Source organism: Rhizobium sp. 11_C7_N12_5, from assembly GCF_051811145.1.
Taxonomy (GTDB): domain Bacteria; phylum Pseudomonadota; class Alphaproteobacteria; order Rhizobiales; family Rhizobiaceae; genus Rhizobium; species Rhizobium lusitanum.
The window spans coordinates 73,839-89,132 of sequence record NZ_JBPWPY010000002.1; the positions used below are offsets into that span (position 1 = coordinate 73,839).

Below are 15,294 nucleotides of genomic sequence, written 5' to 3' on the forward strand. Positions count from 1 at the left end.
GTGGCGATAGCGATCGGTCTTGACCATATCGTCAGAAGCTACGGTCCGGTTCGCGCCGTCGATGACGTGACGCTCGACGTGAACGCGGGGGAGTTTTTCACTCTGCTTGGCTCGTCGGGCTGCGGCAAGAGTTCGCTGTTGAAACTGATCGGTGGCTTCGACGAGCCGACATCAGGCCGTGTCCTTTTCGATGGCAAGGACATGGCCGGCGTCCCGGCCAATCGCCGGCCGGTCAACACCGTCTTCCAGTCGCTTGGGCTGTTTCCGCATATGAATGTCGCGCAGAATATCGGCTACGGGCTGAAATTGCGGGGGCTGTCCGGTTCTGCGCTGAAGACCAAGGTCGAGGGGGCTCTGGACCTTGTCGAACTTTCCGGTTTCGCGGATCGCGACGTCAATCTCCTTTCCGGCGGTCAGCGTCAGCGCGTGGCGCTTGCCCGCGCGCTTGTCATGGAGCCCGGCATCCTGTTGCTCGACGAGCCCCTGACCGGGCTTGACGAACGCTTGCGCCAACAGATGCGGGACGAATTCGGGCGGCTCCACAAGCGCACCGGCGCGACATTCATTCTCGTCACCCACAATCAGGATGAGGCGCTCAGCCTCTCGGATCGCATGGCGGTGATGCACAGCGGCCGCATCGAACAGGTCGACACGCCGGCACGCTTCTTCGAGGCTCCGGCCAATGCTTTCGTCGCACGTTTCGTCGGCATCGATACCTTGTTGAAGCCGGAGAGCATCTCGATTTCGGACAACCGGGCGGTGGTTGTCATCGCAGGTCAAAAACTGACCGCTACGTTTGCCGGGACCAAGCCCGCCGATGCCCTCGTGGCGATTCGACCAGACCGAATAGAACTTCTCGCGAGTGTTGAAAGCGAGCCCGATACAATTGAACTTAAAGTAGTAGAAAGCGTCTATCGCGGGCTCAGTCATGACGTTGCCCTTGCCTTCGCCGACAGCCAGCGCATGGTGGTGACGACAAGTGCGGATACCGCCCCCCCCATGCCGGGCGAGAGGGTGCGCGTGCGGCTGAAGCCGGGTGCAGCACTTCTGATTGACCGCTCCGGAACGCCGGCGCTGGCTGGAGGCGATGAGTAAAACCCAAATGGCTGAAATACTCAGAAAAAAGGGAAGGGAATAACACGATGAACAAAGGCAGTAATTCCGCCTCCTCCGCCTTGAGGAGCAATCTGCAACGCCGCGACATGCTGAAGCTCATGGGCGCGGGTGCGGCCGCGCTTTCCGTTGGTGGGCTCGGTGCCAACCGCGCCATGGCTGATGAGGCGTCGGTTGCATTCTGGGCCACCGCGACGCTCGACATCGGCGACAAATGGCAAGAATTTGCAAGCCAGAGTGGTGTTTCGCCCGAATTCACCGATAATGGCAACGATGTCGGTCCCGTCGTCGCCCGTCTTGCCGCCGGCAACGCCAACGATCTTTTCGATGTCGGTGGCTTTCAGGGCGGTGCCGAACGCGAGCTCGCCAAGCAGGGGCTGATAGCTCCGTGGGATCTCTCCAAGATCCCGAACTTTGCCGGCATCTGGCAGTGGGCGAAGGATATTCCGACACTGACCTACGAGGGCAAGCAATACGGCATTCCGACCGTGGTGAACGCCGACTCCATCATCTATCGCCCCGATAAGCTCGGCAAGGTCGACAGCTATGGCGTGATCTTCGATCCCAAGCTCAAGGGCCGGGTCGCCATGGAAGACGCCTGGATCAACAGCGCCATCTTCACCGCCATCTACCTCAAGGGTGCAGAAAACAAGCCGATCAAGGATCCCGGCAACCTTTCGGAATCCGAGCTCGGCCTCGTCATGGAATTCCTGATCAAGCACAAGAAGGACGGCCAGTTCCGCACCTTCTGGAACGGTTGGGAACAGGGCGTACAGCTGGTGGCCAACGAGGAAGTCGACGCGATGACCGGTTGGGAGCCGATCGTCTACGAGGGCCGCAAGCGCGGACTTCAGGTGGAATATGCCGCTCCGGTGGAAGGCTATGAAGGCTGGGGCAACAACACGGTGCTGCTCAAGGGTGCCGCGGGGCGCGGCAAGGCCGACGTTGCCCATAAGTTCGTCGATGGTCTGCTCGCCGGTCTCTACGGGTGCGAATTGGGCAAGGCGCGCGGCTACCTCGTGCCGACCGACAACAACCTTGCCTACGCCAAGGCCCATCCGGACGAATACAAGGCGGACGATGTGGCCAAGCTTGCCGACCATGTGAAGGCCAAGTTCTCCGGGAAGGTCTACTGGCAGAATTGCCGCCCGGACAATTTCCAACTCTACGAAGAATGGTGGCAGAAGCTGCGCAACGCCTGATGTGATGCGATGGACCGGGGCTGGCCTGTCTTTCCAAAGAGGACGACCGGCCCCGAGCCGACGGGGATCAACGCCGATGGATGCTCTTAGAAGCGGACCGAGGATATGAAGACACCGAGTCTATTGCTGGCAGCGCCGCTCGCAGCCATCCTTGTGCTTGGCCTTGCACCACTGATCCTGGTCGTGGTCTGGAGCTTCTGTGCCTGGGATTCCGCAACCTATTGGATCAAGCCGGAATTCAGCGTTGCCGCTTATGGCTCTATTCTGGAGGCGGGGCGCTGGAGTGTATTCCTCTCCACGCTCGGGAAGGCGTTTTTGACGGCCAGCATTTGCCTTGTGATCGCCTACCCCACTGCCTATGCGATGTATTTCCTCGCCGGGCCAAGGCTGTCAATTGCGCTCGCGGCGCTTCTGACGATCCCGTTCTTCACCTCCTATCTCATTCGCTCCTTCTCCTGGCGGCTCCTGCTTGGCCGCACCGGCGTCATCAATACGCTCCTTCAGCAGGTTGGGGTAACGGATGCGCCGCTCGACTGGCTGCTGTTCAGCGACTTCGCCGTGATTGTCGGGCTGATCGCGTCCTATCTGCCGTTTGCGGCCTTCCCCATCCTGCTCTCCATGCGCCGCGTCGATCCGGTTGCGATGGTGGCGGCGAGGGACCTCGGCGCCGGCTTCTGGACCATGGCGCGCACGGTGTTGCTGCCGCTGACCTATTCCGGCGTCTTTGCTGGATTTCTGTTTGTTTTTGTCATGGTCGCGGGCTCTTCGACCGAGGTGCAGATGCTCGGTGGCGCCGGTGCTTCCATCGTCTCGGTCATGATCAATGATGTGATGCGCGTCGCCAATTTCCCGCTCGCCTTCGCTATCTCGACACTCATGCTGGTCGTCGTCTTCGGGCTGGTCCTGATCGGGGACGCCATATTCGGCTTGGCGTCGCTGTTTGAGGATCGCGGCCAATGATCGTCAGGGAAGGAACGACTCCTCGCATCGTCATCTGGGCGCTGACCGTGGTCGGCCTTGCGGTGATCTATGCCCCGCCGCTCTATCTGCTTGGCGTCTCGTTCAATCCGTCGCTGCAGCCGGGATTGCCGCGTCTCTCCGATGTAACCTTGAAGTGGTACGAAGCGCTCGGTTCGGAGCATGCGCTCATCGCCGCGCTCGGCCAATCGCTCATCATCGCACTTGCGACGGCGGTCATCGCGACGGCCCTGTCGCTGGCCGCAGCACTTGCTTACCGCCAGCTTCATCGTGGCCGCACCGCATGGTTTCTGACGGTGCTTTTGCCGATGTTCGTGCCGGGTGTCATACAGGGACTGGCGCTTTCGACGGTCCTCAGCCGGGCCGGCGTGAAAGCATCGGCATTGACTGTGATCGCCGGCCATCTGCTCTGGGCGATGCCGTTCGCCTTCATCGTCATTCTGACGAGCTTCGCCGCCGTCAAGCGCACCTATCTGATGGCGGCGGATGATCTCGGCGCAAGCCGTTTCCGGCAATTCTACGATATCACCCTGCCGCTTGTCCGACCGGGTCTCATAAGCGCGTTCATCTTTTCGTTCCTGCTGTCGCTCAACGAGTTTACACGCGCCTTCTATCTCGCAGGCCGACAAAACACGCTGCCGGTTGTGCTGTTCGGCAAGATGAATGCTGGCGCCTCCCCGACGATTTACGCGATGTCGGGCGCCATTTTCCTGGTTTCAAGTGCTTGCGTGGTGGTTGTGGCACTGCGTTCGCTGTTCATGCAACGCCGTACTGGCTGATCAATATGTAGAGACAACTGACCGCCTAATTCGTCGGTCCCCAGTCCTCCATGAATAGGAGTATAAGGATGGAATACAAGTCAAAGCTGATGACGCTCATCGAAGCAGGCAAGCGGGAAGAGGCATTTGAGCTGGTCGAACGGCTGAAGGCGGCGGCCCAGCCGCTGCCAACCGCGATCAAGGTCGATCGGACGGGCGCCGTAACGTTCTACAAAGGAGATCGTCGCTTCGTGAAGAACGCCCAGGGCAAGTGGGAACTGGCACCGAAGAAGAAATAGGAAGAATGCGGTGCCGACGCATGTATGGAGGAGGCACACAGGGCCAATCAGCTATCCTCCAATATGGTCACCGGTCGGTCCCATTGGATGAGCACGACGCAGCCCGTATCGCTCCAAACCGAATGCTCGGTACCCGCAGCATTCACGATATAGCAGCCCCTGGCATAATCGCCGGCTTCATCCGATTGTATGCCTTCGAGCACGAGAATGGTTTCAAGCCCTTCATGCCTGTGGCGGGGCACGGAAGCGCCGGCTTCGTATTTCAAAAGGGCGATGCCGGGCTTGTCTCCTTCGAAAGGCTGGATCCAATGAATGGTGACGTCCTCGCGAAAGGGACCAAAGGCCAGATCCTTCCAGCCACCCGTCGTCAGGGTTTCGCGCGTCGTCCTAGGCATGATTGATGGTCTCCAGAATGTCATCGACATGCGCTGTCCAGCCGACGATCGCGCCTTGTGCGCGGATCATCGCGATGGTGGCGGCCTTGAACTCAGGGAAATAGCTTTCGGTGGCCTCTTCGGCGAGCAGGCATTCATAGCCGCGGTCGTTCGCCTCGCGCATGGTGGTCTGGACGCAGACCTCTGTCGTCACTCCCGCAAAGACGAGCTGCCGTATGCCCCTATCCCCAAGGATATCGCCGAGTTCGGTCGCGTAGAAAGCACCCTTGCCCGGCTTTTCGATGACGGTCTCGCCGTCGATCGGTGCGAGCTCGGGCAGGATCGCGGTGCCGGGTTCGCCGACAATAAGAATGCGCCCCATCGGGCCTTCGTCACCGATCCTGAGCGTGGGATTGCCACGGTTTCGTTTGGCAGCGGGCAGATCCGAAAGGTCTGGCCTGTGGCATTCCATCGTATGGATGACCGGCAGGCCGGCCTTGCGGAAGCCTTCGATCAGCCGCTTCACATCCGGGACGATCCTGGTGATGCGGCTGACATCATTGCCAAGACTTGCTCCGAAGCCGCCCGGCTCGGCGAAATCGCGCTGCATGTCGATGACTACAAGCGCGACAGCATCGCGTTGCAGGGGGAAGGCGAAGGGTTGGGCGGGGATCTCTCTCATCAGTGATGCCCCGCCATATGTGCGCCGATCACCGAAATATCGGCGCTTCGCGCCGCGGTCTCATAGACGAGCTTGCCCTCGGAGATCACCATGATCCGGTCGGACATTTCCATCAGCTCATCCAGATCCTCCGACAGCAGCAACACGGCAGCCCCCGCATTGCGGGCGCGCATGATACGGGCCCGGATTTCGGCGACGGCGGAAAAGTCGAGGCCGAAGCAGGGGTTGGAGACGATCAGGAGATCGACCTCACCCGTCAGCTCCCGCGCCAGCACGGCGCGCTGGACATTGCCGCCGGACAGGGCCGCGATCGGCGAGGACTGCGAAGCCGTCTTGACCTTGAAATCGGCTATGAGCGCAGTTGCGCCCTTCCTGATCTTCTTCCTGTTGAGCCAGATCGCATCCGCACCGCTCTCCTTGAGATCGAAGGTCCGAAAGGCCAGATTTTCGCTGACGCTCATGCGCGGCGCGCAGGCATTCTGCAACGGCTCCTCGGGAATGAAGCGGACATTGTTGCGGCGTGTCTCCGGTCGCGTGGCACCATAGGCGGCCCCCTTGACGGTGACGGAGCCCGCTTGTGTCGGCCGCTGACCGGCAAGGATCTCGGTGAGCTCCTTCTGGCCATTGCCGGATATGCCCGCAATGCCGACGATCTCGCCGGCATGCACCGTCAGGCTGTCGATCTCTATGGTCTTCAGGCCGGAGCGGTCCGGGGCCTTGACCTGTTCGATGCGCAGCACCGGCTTCGCCGCTTCGGTCACGGGGATGCGGGTGTCGAGTTCGGCGAGCTTGACGTCCCCGATCATCATCGCGGCCATCTCTGCTGTTGATAATTCCCCCACCTTGCCACCGCCGATCAACTTGCCGCGGCGCAGGATCGATACCGCGTCGGCGAACTTGGTCACCTCGTGGAATTTGTGGGAAATCATCAATACGGTAAGCTCGCCGCGCTCGGTCATGCCACGCACCAGACCGAGCATCTCGTCGGCTTCGGCCGGCGTCAGCACCGAGGTCGGCTCGTCGAGAACGAGGAAGCTGCGGCCGAGATAGAGCTGCTTGACGATCTCCAGCTTCTGCTTTTCGCCGGCGGCCAGTTGGCTGACAGGCCGGTCCAGCGGAATCTGAAAGGGCATGCGCTCCATGAACGCGGCGAGCGCCTTGCGCTCCCTGGGCCAGTTGATGACGGCGGGCACTTCCGTGCGGCTGATGACGAGGTTTTCGGCGCCCGTCAGCGACGGCACAAGCGTAAAATGCTGATAGACCATGCCGAGCCCATAGGCGGCGGCATCCTTTGGCGAGGTGATCGTCACTTCGCGACCGTCGACCGACAGCGAGCCGGATGTCTGCTGGTAGAAGCCCATGATGCATTTGACCAGGGTCGATTTGCCCGCGCCGTTTTCGCCGAGCAGGGCGTGGAAGCTGCCGGCCGGAATGCTGACCGACACATGGTCGAGCGCGGTAAAGCTGCCGAAGCGCATGGTCATATCAAGCGTTTCGATGCCGACGGCTTTGCCCGCTTGAGGCAGGGGCGTGTCGCGGATGACGCTCATGGCAGCTGGCTCACGAGGGACGTAGAATTGGAGACAGAGCCGAAGACGCCGCCCTGCATCTTCACCATCTTGATGGCGGCCAGATGATTGCCGTAGTCGGTCGCGCCGCAGCAGTCTTCGAGGAGCAGGCATTCGAAGCCGCGGTCGTTGGCCTCGCGCATGGTGGTATGGACGCAGACATCGGTGGTGATGCCGGTCAGGATGATGTTTTCGATGCGCTTCTGATTGAGGATGAGTTCCAGATCGGTGGCGCAGAACGAACCCTTGCCCGGCTTGTCGATGATCGTCTCGCCCTCGATCGGCTTCAGCTCATCGATGATATCCCAGCCCGGTTCGCCACGCACGAGGATGCGGCCGCAGGGGCCGGGATCGCCGATCCCGGCATTGATGCGCTGCGACCGCCACCGCTTGTTGGCCGGAAGGTCGGCAAGATCCGGGCGATGGCCCTCGCGGGTGTGAATGATGTGATAGCCCTTGGCGCGCATGGCGGCCAAAACTCTCTTGATCGGCTCGATCGGCGCGCGCACCAGCGACAGATCGTAGCCCATGTGGTCGACATAGCCGCCCGGCCCACAGAAATCCGTCTGCATGTCGATGATGATGAGGGCGGTATTGTCGGGTCGCAAGGCGCCGTTATAGGGCCAAACATAGGGGTCGGCATCGATATAGTTCAGCGTCTGGTCTGCGGTGGCGGTCGCGGGATGGTTCATGGCTGATCTCCCTATTTGGTGAGCGAGAGTGCGCCGGGAGCGCCGGCAAGCGCGCGCGTGGGCGAGGAAGTGATGATCATGATGACGAGCGTGAGCACGTAGGGAGCGGCGTAGAAAAGATAATATCCCTGGGTCACGCCGACTGATTGCAGGGCCGGACCGAGTGCGCCGGCGCCACCGAACAGAAGTGCCGCGACGAAACAGCCGATCGGGTTCCAGCGGGCGAAGATCACCAGCGCCACGGCCATCAGGCCCTGGCCCGACGAGATGCGCTCGTTCCAGGAGCCCGGATAGTAGAGCGAGAGATAGGCGCCGCCGATTGCCGCCAGCGAACCGCCGACGGCCGTTGCCAGCAGCCGGACGCGGTCGGGATTGATGCCCATGGCGCGCGCCGCATCCGTGCTGTCGCCGACGACGCGCAGCACGAGGCCGATCCGGGTGTTCTTCAGCGCCCACCATAAGCCGACGGCAAGCACTGCCCCGAGGATGAAGAGGATATTGATGTTGAGCGCGGCCTCTACCGGCGGCAGGCTCGACCAGAAGCCGAAGGGGATTGCCGGCAGATGCGGCGCGACGGGCTGGATGAAGGGCTTGCCGAGAAAGAAGGCAAGGCCGAGACCGAACTGCATCATCGCGATGCCGATGGCGATGTCATTGACTTTCGGCCACTTGCATATCCAGCCGTGCACTGCGCCGAAGACCGCGCCGGTCGCCATGGCAGCCAGAACGCCGAGCCAGGCTGAACCGCTGAGGACCGCGATGGCATAGGCGGTCATGGCGCCGAAGACGAGCGTGCCTTCGAGCCCAAGATTGATGCGACCGGAGCGCTCGGTGATCGTCTCGCCGAGGCTGACGAAGATGAAGGGGGTCGACACGCGGATTGCGCCGGCGAAGATGGCAAGGGGCACGCCCCAAAGACCGATGGCAGTGTCGTCCATCATGCGCTCCTTTTCCAGAGGTCGGGATTGAAGATCTTGAAACGGCCGTAGAAGGTTTCGCAAAACAGAATGACGATGAAGAGCGTGCCCTGCAGGACCAGAACAGTCGCGTCGGGCAGGCCCATGCGGCGCTGGATGAGCCCGCCGGAGGCATCGATGCCGCCGAGCAAAATGGCGACCGGGATGATCGCCAGCGGATTGTGCCGGGCGAGGAAGGCGACGAGGATGCCGGTGTAGCCGTAGCCGGCGGCGAGCGACGCATTGGCGCTGCCCTGGACGGCGGCGACCTCGATCATGCCGGCCAGACCCGCGAAGCTGCCGGCGATCGCCGTGAAACCGGCGATGAGGCGGCCGACGGGCAAGCCCTGGATCTGCGCGGCCCGGACATTGCCGCCGGCGATGCGTGCGGCAAATCCATAGCTGGTCATCTCGATGAGGATCCAGGAGAGGATGCAGGCGACGATGCCGATGACGAGACCCCAATGCACATCCATGCCCGGAATGTTGCCGAGCATATAGTCGTGCGGCAGCGGTTTGGTGGAGGGTTTGTTGAGGCTTGCCGGATCGCGCAGGGTCCCTTCGACGAATTGGTTCATCAGGGCGATGGCGATATAGGCGAGCAGAAGCGACGAAATGGTTTCGTTGACGCCGCGATAGTGGCGCAGGAAGCCGGAAAGACCGATCCAGATGCCGCCGATCACCATGGCGGCCAGCGCCATGAGGAGGAGGGTGACGATTGGCGGCAGCAGGCCGACGATCGGCAGCGCGATCGCCGCCGCCGCCACGCCGCCGAGAACGACTGCACCCTCACCGCCGATGATGACGAGACCGAGCCTTGCCGGCAGTGCGACGCAAAGCGCCGTGAGCAGCAGGGGAGAGGCGCGGCTCAGGCTGTTCTGGATGGAAAACCAGCTGCCGAAACCGCCGGTATACATGAAGCGATAGAGGTCGGCCGGCGATTTGCCGACCGAAAGGATGAACAGGGAGAAGAGCGCCGTGCCTGCCAATATGGCGCCAAGCGTGATTGCCACCGGCTCTGCTTTTCGCGCGAGCCACTCGAGCGCCGGGCGCAGAAGAGCCTGCCTTTCGGCCGGAATGGACAGGGTGCGGTCGTCAATTTCTGCCGTCATGACGCTTCTCCCGTTGTGATCAGGCGGTCGATCCGACGACACCCTCGACCAGATAGCTCATGCTCTCGAGCTCGATCGCATCTTCGGCGTAGCTCTTGTCCGCGGTGATGACGACATTGCCCTTGTTGTCCTTGAGCGCACCCTTGAAGACCGAGAAGCTGCCGGCCATCATCTGAGCGAGCGTCGCCTCGAACTTCTTACGGGATTCATCGGAAACGCCCGGGCCGAGCGGGCTCATCTTGACGAAGCCGTCCTTCAGGCCGCCGCGCACGAAATTGCCGAGCTTTTCGCCGGCCTGCGCCTTCTTGACGAAATCCGAATAGACATTGCCCCAGGCCCATTCGGCGCCGGTCAGGTATTTCGCCGGCGCAAGCGGGCTCTGATTTGCATGATAGCCGCAGACGAAAGCGCCGCGTCCGGAGGCTGTCTCGACAACCACCTTCGGACTGTCGACGTGGCAGGTGATGACATCCGCGCCCTGGTCGATGAGCGCATTGGTGGCCTCGGCTTCCTTGACGGCCAGCGACCATTCGCCCGTGAAGATCACCTGGCAGGTGATGGCGGGATCGACCGAGCGGGCGCCGAGAAGGAACGCGTTGATGTTCTGCAGAACCTGCGGGATGGGTTTGGCGGCCACGAAGCCGATCTTCTTGCTTTTGGTTGCATAGCCGGCCGCGACGCCGTTCAGATACTGGCCCTGGAAGATGTAGCCGAAATAGGAGCCGGTATTCGCCGGATGCTTGCCGGCCTGCCAGAGGCCGCCGCAATGGCGGAACTGCACCTCCGGATATTTGGCGGCCATCGCGAGCATATGCGGATCGAAATAGCCGAAGGAGGTCGGAAACAGCAGCGCCGCTCCATCGAGATTGATCATCGATTCCATCGTTTTCTGCACGTCGACGGTCTCGGGAACGTTCTCCTCCTCGACAACAGTCACTCCGGCGAGCTTCTTGACGGCGGCCGCGCCCTCGGCATGGGACTGGTTGTAGCCATAGTCGTCCTTGGGGCCGACATAGATGAAGCCGACGGTGAGCGCGCTCTGGGCAAAGGCGCGGGAGGACAGGAGGCCCGGCACGGCGCCGACGAGAGCGCCGGCTGCGGAGGTGCGGAGAAAATTGCGGCGATTCATGGAAAGGAGGCTGGTCATGGGCATGCTCCTTGGGGCGGTAGCCGGTTCGTAAAAAGGGTTACGAAAAAGTGTATGCAATCACCATGCCAGATTTTAAAATATTGATTTTTATGACATAAATTCCTGCAGCAAAAAGGCGTGCGAAAAGTGTATGCAGATTTCTGCTGCAAAATAGGCTTTCCGGAAAGTGATGCTCTTTTTTTAATCTTTAGAAAGAGAGACTAAGCCGATATCCCGCTTCTCTAGCGGCAGAAAGCGTATAAATACTATTTAAAAACATATGTTTAACTCAACAATTGACTTTGAGGACCGCTGGCATAAATCTGTATGCAAGAATTGGAAGGCAGATTCGTCCCCTTGAAGCAAGTCAAGCGCAGAGAAGTGATCAGAGCCGGAACGACCGTCGAGCAGATGGTGCGTTCCATTGCGGATATGATTGTAACGGGCGTGCTTCTGCCGGGGGAGAAGCTCGACGAAATATCGTTGGCAGGCCGTTTCGAGGTGTCGCGCACGCCGGTGCGGGAAGCCTTGCGGGAGCTTGGCGCCATGGGCCTGGTCGGACGGGAGCCGAACCGCAGCGCCGTGGTGACGAATGTCAGTGGCACCTATCTGCATTCGATGTTCGAGGCGATGGCGGAGCTTGAGGCGATCTGCGCGCGCCTGTCCGCCGAGCGGATGACGGTTGATGAGCGCCGCACACTGGAGCTCGATCACCGTGCGTCGGCGCGGCTCGTGCGTACCGGCGCCGAGGAGGACTACGCCACCTACAATACCGAGTTCCACAGCCAGCTCTATCGCGGCGCTCACAACGATCATATTTTCGAGCTGGTAACGCAGACCCGCGCCAGGCTCGCACCTTTCCGTCGTGCCCAGTTTCGTCTGCCGGGCCGCCTTGCCAAATCCTTCAGCGAGCATGATGTCATCGTGACCGCAATCATGCGTGCGGATGCTGCAGCTGCCAGCCAGGCCGCTTATTCGCATGTCGCCATCGTCAGCGACGCCAGCATCGTTTTTGCCGGAGACTGATAGTTTCTTCGTGTCTCGGCCGCTCTTGCGGTCACAGTCGTGCCGTTAGCTCTGCTTTCCCACACAATCGATATGGCCGGACCGCCGCCCGGTCGTCCCGCGCCTGGCGATCCGTCGCAACACCGCATCTTTGGGATTCCATGTTGACAGATCTCAACGACAGCGCGAGGAGATTCAGCATTGGGCCTACTGCAGGCAAGCGTGTATCGGGAGCGAAGCCGCCCGCAATGTCAGCAAATCTCCCGGCCGTCGAACATATTGTGACGAACGCGAACGAGACCTTCCTGTGGCGTGCGGACGATTATCCCTGGGAGCGAAACGCCTGGAACTATCACCCCGAAATCGAAATTCATCTTTCTGGAATTGCTGTCCTCTTCCGCTGAGTTCGAAGTACGGCAACGAAGTCCGTACTTTCGTCAAGGCGGCAGGCAGCCCGAAGGAGGGGGATCTCGTTCGGTTTTCACTTGCCGAGCCCCGGATCCACCTGCTTGAGGCAGGCACAGGGATGACGTCACGCCGGGACGAACAGGGTTCGGCTCGACCCGATCTGTGGCATGCAAAGAGGCGGCGCGATCGGCCCTTTGCCGCCTATTGACCCTGCTTCAGCCGATGCCGATGGGCCGTCTGCTTGGCGCGATTGCCGCACATGGCCATGCTGCACCAACGCCTGCGGTGGCCGCGCGTATGGTCGGCGAAGAGCAGGGTGCAGGCATGCCCCTCGCAGGCCTTCACGTCTGAAAAATCCTCCGTGCAGACGAAGCGCCCGAGCGCTTCGCCGATCGGCAGAAGCAGCGCCTCCGGCGAGCGCCACTTGCGCATCGACTGAAAATCAAGGCCACCGCCTTCGCCCGGCTGTTTTGCCGTGATCCGGCTGAAGCCTTCGTCACGCTCCAGCAAGCGGTTCAGCGGCTCAAGTTCGTCCAGCGCTGCGGCTGTCAGCGGCCGCCCCCTATGTGCGTGCACGAAGGTTCTGAACCACTCGCGCAGGCTCCTTGCCTGATCGGCGATCTTGTCGAGTTCGCCCGGCAGGGCTTGGCTGCGTATCACCTCCAGCGTCTCGCGCGGCACCAGCCCCGCCTGCTCCAGCCAGCGAAGCAGGCCTTCGCCGTCCTCGATCCAGTCGACCTGGACATCGAGGGGTGTCGCCACTGAATTCAGAAAATCCAGCCCCAGCGTGTCGCCGACGAAAATGGCCGGAGAGTGGTTGTCCATTGCGGCTCCTGTTTTGGTGGCCGGGCATGGACGCCAGGCTGCCTCTCGAAAACATGAATAGCATATAACCTGCTAAAAGGCTCTTGACAAGTTACGCATGTCGAGCGTAACCCCATTGGAGCATCTTAAATGGTTACTCAATTTCAGGTCATAGGGAGAAGGCCGATGTCACCGCAGAAGATATCCTTGCAGAATGTCGATATTGTTCTCGTCCACGGTGCGTGGGGCGATGGTTCGGGTTGGGCAAAGGTCATTGCTCCGCTTTCGGCCAGCGGTTTTGCGGTGACTGCCGCCCCGCTGCCGCTGACCTCGTTTGCTGATGATATCGCCGCCCTGGAGCGCGCCTTGGAGCGTGTGACGGCTCCGGTCGTTCTGGTCGGCCACGCCTATGCCGGAGCGGTCATCGCCAGCGTGCGGAGCGAGAAGGTCAAGGCGCTGGTCTATGTTGCCGCGCTTGCACCGGAGGAGGGCGAGACTGTGGCCGATGTGTTTTATCGCGGCGAACCTCATCCGCAGGCGCCGAAGCTGGCGCCCGATAGCCACGGCTTCATCTACCTTCCCCATGAGGCCTTTGCAGCGGCCTATGCCCAGAATGCGAGGGGCGAGGAACTGGCCGTCCTCGCCGCCGCCCAGCGGCCGATATCGCCCGCCTGCATTACCGTTCCTGTGCCGCGCCCGCTCTGGAAGGGCCGTCCGGCCTGGTTCCTGATCGCCGAAGAGGATCGAATGATCAGCGCTGCCAATCAACACTTCATGGCCGAGCGCATGCAGGCCACGCAGCGCTCGTTTCCGGTCGATCATACGCCGATGACGACAGCACCCGAGGCTGTCGTCGAGGTCATCCGCGATGCTGCCGCCGCAGTGGCCGGCGCGTGAACGCGGGAAAAGTAACCGGTAAAAATTGAATTAGAAGGTTAACGAAAGGACCTTGTCATGACCAACGTCAGCTATCGCACCATCAACGTCGACGGCGTCAAAGTCTTCTACCGCGAGGCGGGTTCGCCTGATAAGCCGAAGCTCCTGCTGCTGCACGGCTTCCCGAGCTCCGGCCACATGTTCCGCGATCTCATCCCCCTGCTCGCCGATCGCTATCACATCATCGCGCCGGACCTTCCAGGTTTCGGCCAGTCCGACCTGCCGGGACGTGGCCACAGCTTCGACAGCATCGCCGAAACAATCGATCGCTTTACCGAGATCGTCGGTTTCGATCGCTATGCCGTCTATGTCTTCGACTACGGCGCGCCGACCGGTTTCCGCTTGGCGGTAAAGCATCCGGAGCGGATTACGGCGATCATTTCGCAGAACGGCAATGCCTATGAAGAGGGCCTGAGCGAAGGCTGGAACCCGATCCAGGCCTATTGGCAGGATGCGTCGGAAGAAAATCGCAATGCGCTGAAGCCTTTCCTCGAACCGGAATCGATAGCGTGGCAGTACACGCATGGTGCCCCGGATATCGCCAAGGTCTCTCCTGACGGCTATTCACTCGACAGTTTCTATATGACGCGGCCGGGTGCGGTGGATGTGCAGCTCGATCTCTTCGGCGACTACAAGAGCAATGTGGCACTCTATCCCGCCTTTCAGACCTATTTCCGCACCCACAAGCCACGTTTCCTGGCGGTCTGGGGCCAGAACGATCCGTTCTTCCTGCCGCCTGGAGCGGAAGCCTTCCGCCGGGATATTCCGGACGCCACCGTCAAATTCTTCGACACCGGCCACTTCGCGCTCGAAACCCATGCGGTCGAGATTGCCGCCGCTATCCGCGATTTCCTCGGCTGAGATCTGAACGATCACCCGCCGGCGCGCTGCCGGCGGGTGATCGCGTGCGTCCAGCCTTCGTTTATAGGGAACGATGATATGTCTCATTCAGTCGCTATCATCACGGACGCCAGCCAGGGCATTGGCCAGGCAAGCGCCGTCCGCCTCGGGAAAGACTTTTCCGCGCTGGTGCTTGTCGCGCATACGGCCAAAGCCGTCATGACCGGTCGGCGCCGGTCCTATCTCGAGCATTGAGCGCCTTTGCACGCTGTCACCCTTGAGGAGGCAACCACCCGGTTTCCGCAGGAGGCGGGCATCGCTCGTTATGGCGAACTAGAGGAGATTGCCGAACTGATGGCCTTTCTGGTCTCGCCGGCTGCGCGTTGGATGACCAGCTTGACCTTGCACATGGATGGCGGCGAGGTGAAGTCCATCTGA

18 protein-coding genes and 1 pseudogene are annotated in these 15,294 nt (G+C 61.2%); 11 read left to right on the plus strand and 8 right to left on the minus strand.

Annotated elements, in window-relative coordinates; genetic code table 11:
* The 5 genes from AB8B29_RS19520 to AB8B29_RS19540 all read left to right on the plus strand — a co-directional run bounded on the left by AB8B29_RS19520 (window position 1) and on the right by AB8B29_RS19540 (window position 4,350).
* The gene (locus tag AB8B29_RS19520) at window positions 1–1,095 is read left to right on the plus strand and encodes an ABC transporter ATP-binding protein (protein WP_037192971.1); all 1,095 of its coding nucleotides are present in this window, start codon (window positions 1–3) and stop codon (window positions 1,093–1,095) included.
* Between the two features lie 47 nt (window positions 1,096–1,142).
* Entirely contained in the window at window positions 1,143–2,315 is a 1,173-nt protein-coding gene (locus AB8B29_RS19525) for an ABC transporter substrate-binding protein (RefSeq protein WP_037192968.1), read from the plus strand.
* Between the two features lie 105 nt (window positions 2,316–2,420).
* Window positions 2,421–3,275, plus strand: coding sequence for an ABC transporter permease (locus AB8B29_RS19530; protein ID WP_037192965.1), 855 nt, complete (start codon window positions 2,421–2,423; stop codon window positions 3,273–3,275).
* Complete coding sequence (locus AB8B29_RS19535; protein ID WP_037192963.1) at window positions 3,272–4,072, plus strand: ABC transporter permease; 801 nt, start codon at window positions 3,272–3,274, stop codon at window positions 4,070–4,072. The genes AB8B29_RS19530 and AB8B29_RS19535 overlap by 4 nt, the downstream gene beginning before the upstream one ends.
* A 68-nt stretch (window positions 4,073–4,140) precedes the next feature.
* Entirely contained in the window at window positions 4,141–4,350 is a 210-nt protein-coding gene (locus AB8B29_RS19540) for a hypothetical protein (RefSeq protein ID WP_037192961.1), read from the plus strand.
* A gap of 47 nt (window positions 4,351–4,397) precedes the next feature.
* Here the strand turns inward: AB8B29_RS19540 and AB8B29_RS19545 are convergent, their stop codons facing one another.
* The 7 genes from AB8B29_RS19545 to AB8B29_RS19575 are packed head-to-tail and all read right to left on the minus strand — an operon-like array spanning window position 4,398 to window position 10,881.
* Entirely contained in the window at window positions 4,398–4,745 is a 348-nt protein-coding gene (locus AB8B29_RS19545) for a cupin domain-containing protein (protein ID WP_439006699.1), read from the minus strand.
* Entirely contained in the window at window positions 4,738–5,406 is a 669-nt protein-coding gene (locus AB8B29_RS19550; RefSeq protein WP_037192957.1) for a cysteine hydrolase family protein, read from the minus strand. Before AB8B29_RS19550 ends, AB8B29_RS19545 begins: the two co-directional genes overlap by 8 nt.
* The gene (locus AB8B29_RS19555) at window positions 5,406–6,956 is read right to left on the minus strand and encodes an ABC transporter ATP-binding protein (RefSeq protein ID WP_037192955.1); all 1,551 of its coding nucleotides are present in this window, start codon (window positions 6,954–6,956) and stop codon (window positions 5,406–5,408) included. The genes AB8B29_RS19550 and AB8B29_RS19555 overlap by 1 nt, the downstream gene beginning before the upstream one ends.
* The gene (gene biuH / locus AB8B29_RS19560; protein WP_051963325.1) at window positions 6,953–7,666 is read right to left on the minus strand and encodes a biuret amidohydrolase; all 714 of its coding nucleotides are present in this window, start codon (window positions 7,664–7,666) and stop codon (window positions 6,953–6,955) included. Before biuH ends, AB8B29_RS19555 begins: the two co-directional genes overlap by 4 nt.
* Before the next feature lie 11 nt (window positions 7,667–7,677).
* Window positions 7,678–8,604 carry an ABC transporter permease gene (locus AB8B29_RS19565; RefSeq protein WP_037193349.1) on the minus strand — a complete coding sequence of 309 codons (927 nt, stop codon included), beginning with the start codon at window positions 8,602–8,604 and terminating at the stop codon, window positions 7,678–7,680.
* Window positions 8,604–9,734 (minus strand): ABC transporter permease, encoded by a 1,131-nt coding sequence (locus tag AB8B29_RS19570; RefSeq protein ID WP_037192953.1) that lies wholly within the window; start codon window positions 9,732–9,734, stop codon window positions 8,604–8,606. Before AB8B29_RS19570 ends, AB8B29_RS19565 begins: the two co-directional genes overlap by 1 nt.
* Before the next feature lie 19 nt (window positions 9,735–9,753).
* Complete coding sequence (locus AB8B29_RS19575) at window positions 9,754–10,881, minus strand: BMP family ABC transporter substrate-binding protein (protein ID WP_037192951.1); 1,128 nt, start codon at window positions 10,879–10,881, stop codon at window positions 9,754–9,756.
* A gap of 339 nt (window positions 10,882–11,220) precedes the next feature.
* Between AB8B29_RS19575 and AB8B29_RS19580 the strand changes: the two genes are divergently transcribed.
* The gene (locus AB8B29_RS19580; RefSeq protein ID WP_037193346.1) at window positions 11,221–11,889 is read left to right on the plus strand and encodes a GntR family transcriptional regulator; all 669 of its coding nucleotides are present in this window, start codon (window positions 11,221–11,223) and stop codon (window positions 11,887–11,889) included.
* A gap of 227 nt (window positions 11,890–12,116) precedes the next feature.
* Window positions 12,117–12,245, plus strand: a pseudogene (locus AB8B29_RS19585) (AraC family transcriptional regulator); the annotation flags it as partial.
* A 232-nt stretch (window positions 12,246–12,477) separates the two neighbouring features.
* On the opposite strand, the gene AB8B29_RS19590 reads toward AB8B29_RS19585, so the two are convergent.
* Entirely contained in the window at window positions 12,478–13,101 is a 624-nt protein-coding gene (locus AB8B29_RS19590) for a CGNR zinc finger domain-containing protein (RefSeq protein ID WP_037192947.1), read from the minus strand.
* A gap of 165 nt (window positions 13,102–13,266) precedes the next feature.
* Here AB8B29_RS19590 and AB8B29_RS19595 point away from each other — a divergent pair, with 165 nt between their 5' ends.
* The 4 genes from AB8B29_RS19595 to AB8B29_RS19610 all read left to right on the plus strand — a co-directional run bounded on the left by AB8B29_RS19595 (window position 13,267) and on the right by AB8B29_RS19610 (window position 15,294).
* Window positions 13,267–13,977: an alpha/beta fold hydrolase gene (locus tag AB8B29_RS19595; RefSeq protein WP_202032779.1), complete on the plus strand. Its 711-nt coding sequence runs from the start codon at window positions 13,267–13,269 to the stop codon at window positions 13,975–13,977.
* 57 nt (window positions 13,978–14,034) lie between these two features.
* Window positions 14,035–14,877: an alpha/beta fold hydrolase gene (locus AB8B29_RS19600; RefSeq protein ID WP_037192945.1), complete on the plus strand. Its 843-nt coding sequence runs from the start codon at window positions 14,035–14,037 to the stop codon at window positions 14,875–14,877.
* A gap of 78 nt (window positions 14,878–14,955) precedes the next feature.
* Entirely contained in the window at window positions 14,956–15,111 is a 156-nt protein-coding gene (locus AB8B29_RS19605) for a hypothetical protein (RefSeq protein ID WP_234903857.1), read from the plus strand.
* A gap of 6 nt (window positions 15,112–15,117) precedes the next feature.
* On the plus strand, window positions 15,118–15,294 hold the full coding sequence (locus tag AB8B29_RS19610; RefSeq protein ID WP_234903856.1) for an SDR family oxidoreductase: 177 nt from the start codon (window positions 15,118–15,120) through the stop codon (window positions 15,292–15,294).

What these genes read in the sequence shown, in the direction of transcription:
- AB8B29_RS19600 (WP_037192945.1), top strand. Translation starts at nt 14,035, where the DNA reads ATGACCAACGTCAGCTATCGCACCATCAACGTCGACGGCGTCAAAGTC.
- AB8B29_RS19535 (WP_037192963.1), top strand. Translation starts at nt 3,272, where the DNA reads ATGATCGTCAGGGAAGGAACGACTCCTCGCATCGTCATCTGGGCGCTG.
- AB8B29_RS19570 (WP_037192953.1), bottom strand. Translation starts at nt 9,734, where the DNA reads ATGACGGCAGAAATTGACGACCGCACCCTGTCCATTCCGGCCGAAAGG.
- AB8B29_RS19530 (WP_037192965.1), top strand. Translation starts at nt 2,421, where the DNA reads ATGAAGACACCGAGTCTATTGCTGGCAGCGCCGCTCGCAGCCATCCTT.
- AB8B29_RS19555 (WP_037192955.1), bottom strand. Translation starts at nt 6,956, where the DNA reads ATGAGCGTCATCCGCGACACGCCCCTGCCTCAAGCGGGCAAAGCCGTC.
- biuH (WP_051963325.1), bottom strand. Translation starts at nt 7,666, where the DNA reads ATGAACCATCCCGCGACCGCCACCGCAGACCAGACGCTGAACTATATC.
- AB8B29_RS19605 (WP_234903857.1), top strand. Translation starts at nt 14,956, where the DNA reads ATGTCTCATTCAGTCGCTATCATCACGGACGCCAGCCAGGGCATTGGC.
- AB8B29_RS19590 (WP_037192947.1), bottom strand. Translation starts at nt 13,101, where the DNA reads ATGGACAACCACTCTCCGGCCATTTTCGTCGGCGACACGCTGGGGCTG.
- AB8B29_RS19565 (WP_037193349.1), bottom strand. Translation starts at nt 8,604, where the DNA reads ATGGACGACACTGCCATCGGTCTTTGGGGCGTGCCCCTTGCCATCTTC.
- AB8B29_RS19545 (WP_439006699.1), bottom strand. Translation starts at nt 4,745, where the DNA reads ATGCCTAGGACGACGCGCGAAACCCTGACGACGGGTGGCTGGAAGGAT.
- AB8B29_RS19525 (WP_037192968.1), top strand. Translation starts at nt 1,143, where the DNA reads ATGAACAAAGGCAGTAATTCCGCCTCCTCCGCCTTGAGGAGCAATCTG.
- AB8B29_RS19575 (WP_037192951.1), bottom strand. Translation starts at nt 10,881, where the DNA reads ATGACCAGCCTCCTTTCCATGAATCGCCGCAATTTTCTCCGCACCTCC.
- AB8B29_RS19550 (WP_037192957.1), bottom strand. Translation starts at nt 5,406, where the DNA reads ATGAGAGAGATCCCCGCCCAACCCTTCGCCTTCCCCCTGCAACGCGAT.
- AB8B29_RS19540 (WP_037192961.1), top strand. Translation starts at nt 4,141, where the DNA reads ATGGAATACAAGTCAAAGCTGATGACGCTCATCGAAGCAGGCAAGCGG.
- AB8B29_RS19595 (WP_202032779.1), top strand. Translation starts at nt 13,267, where the DNA reads ATGTCACCGCAGAAGATATCCTTGCAGAATGTCGATATTGTTCTCGTC.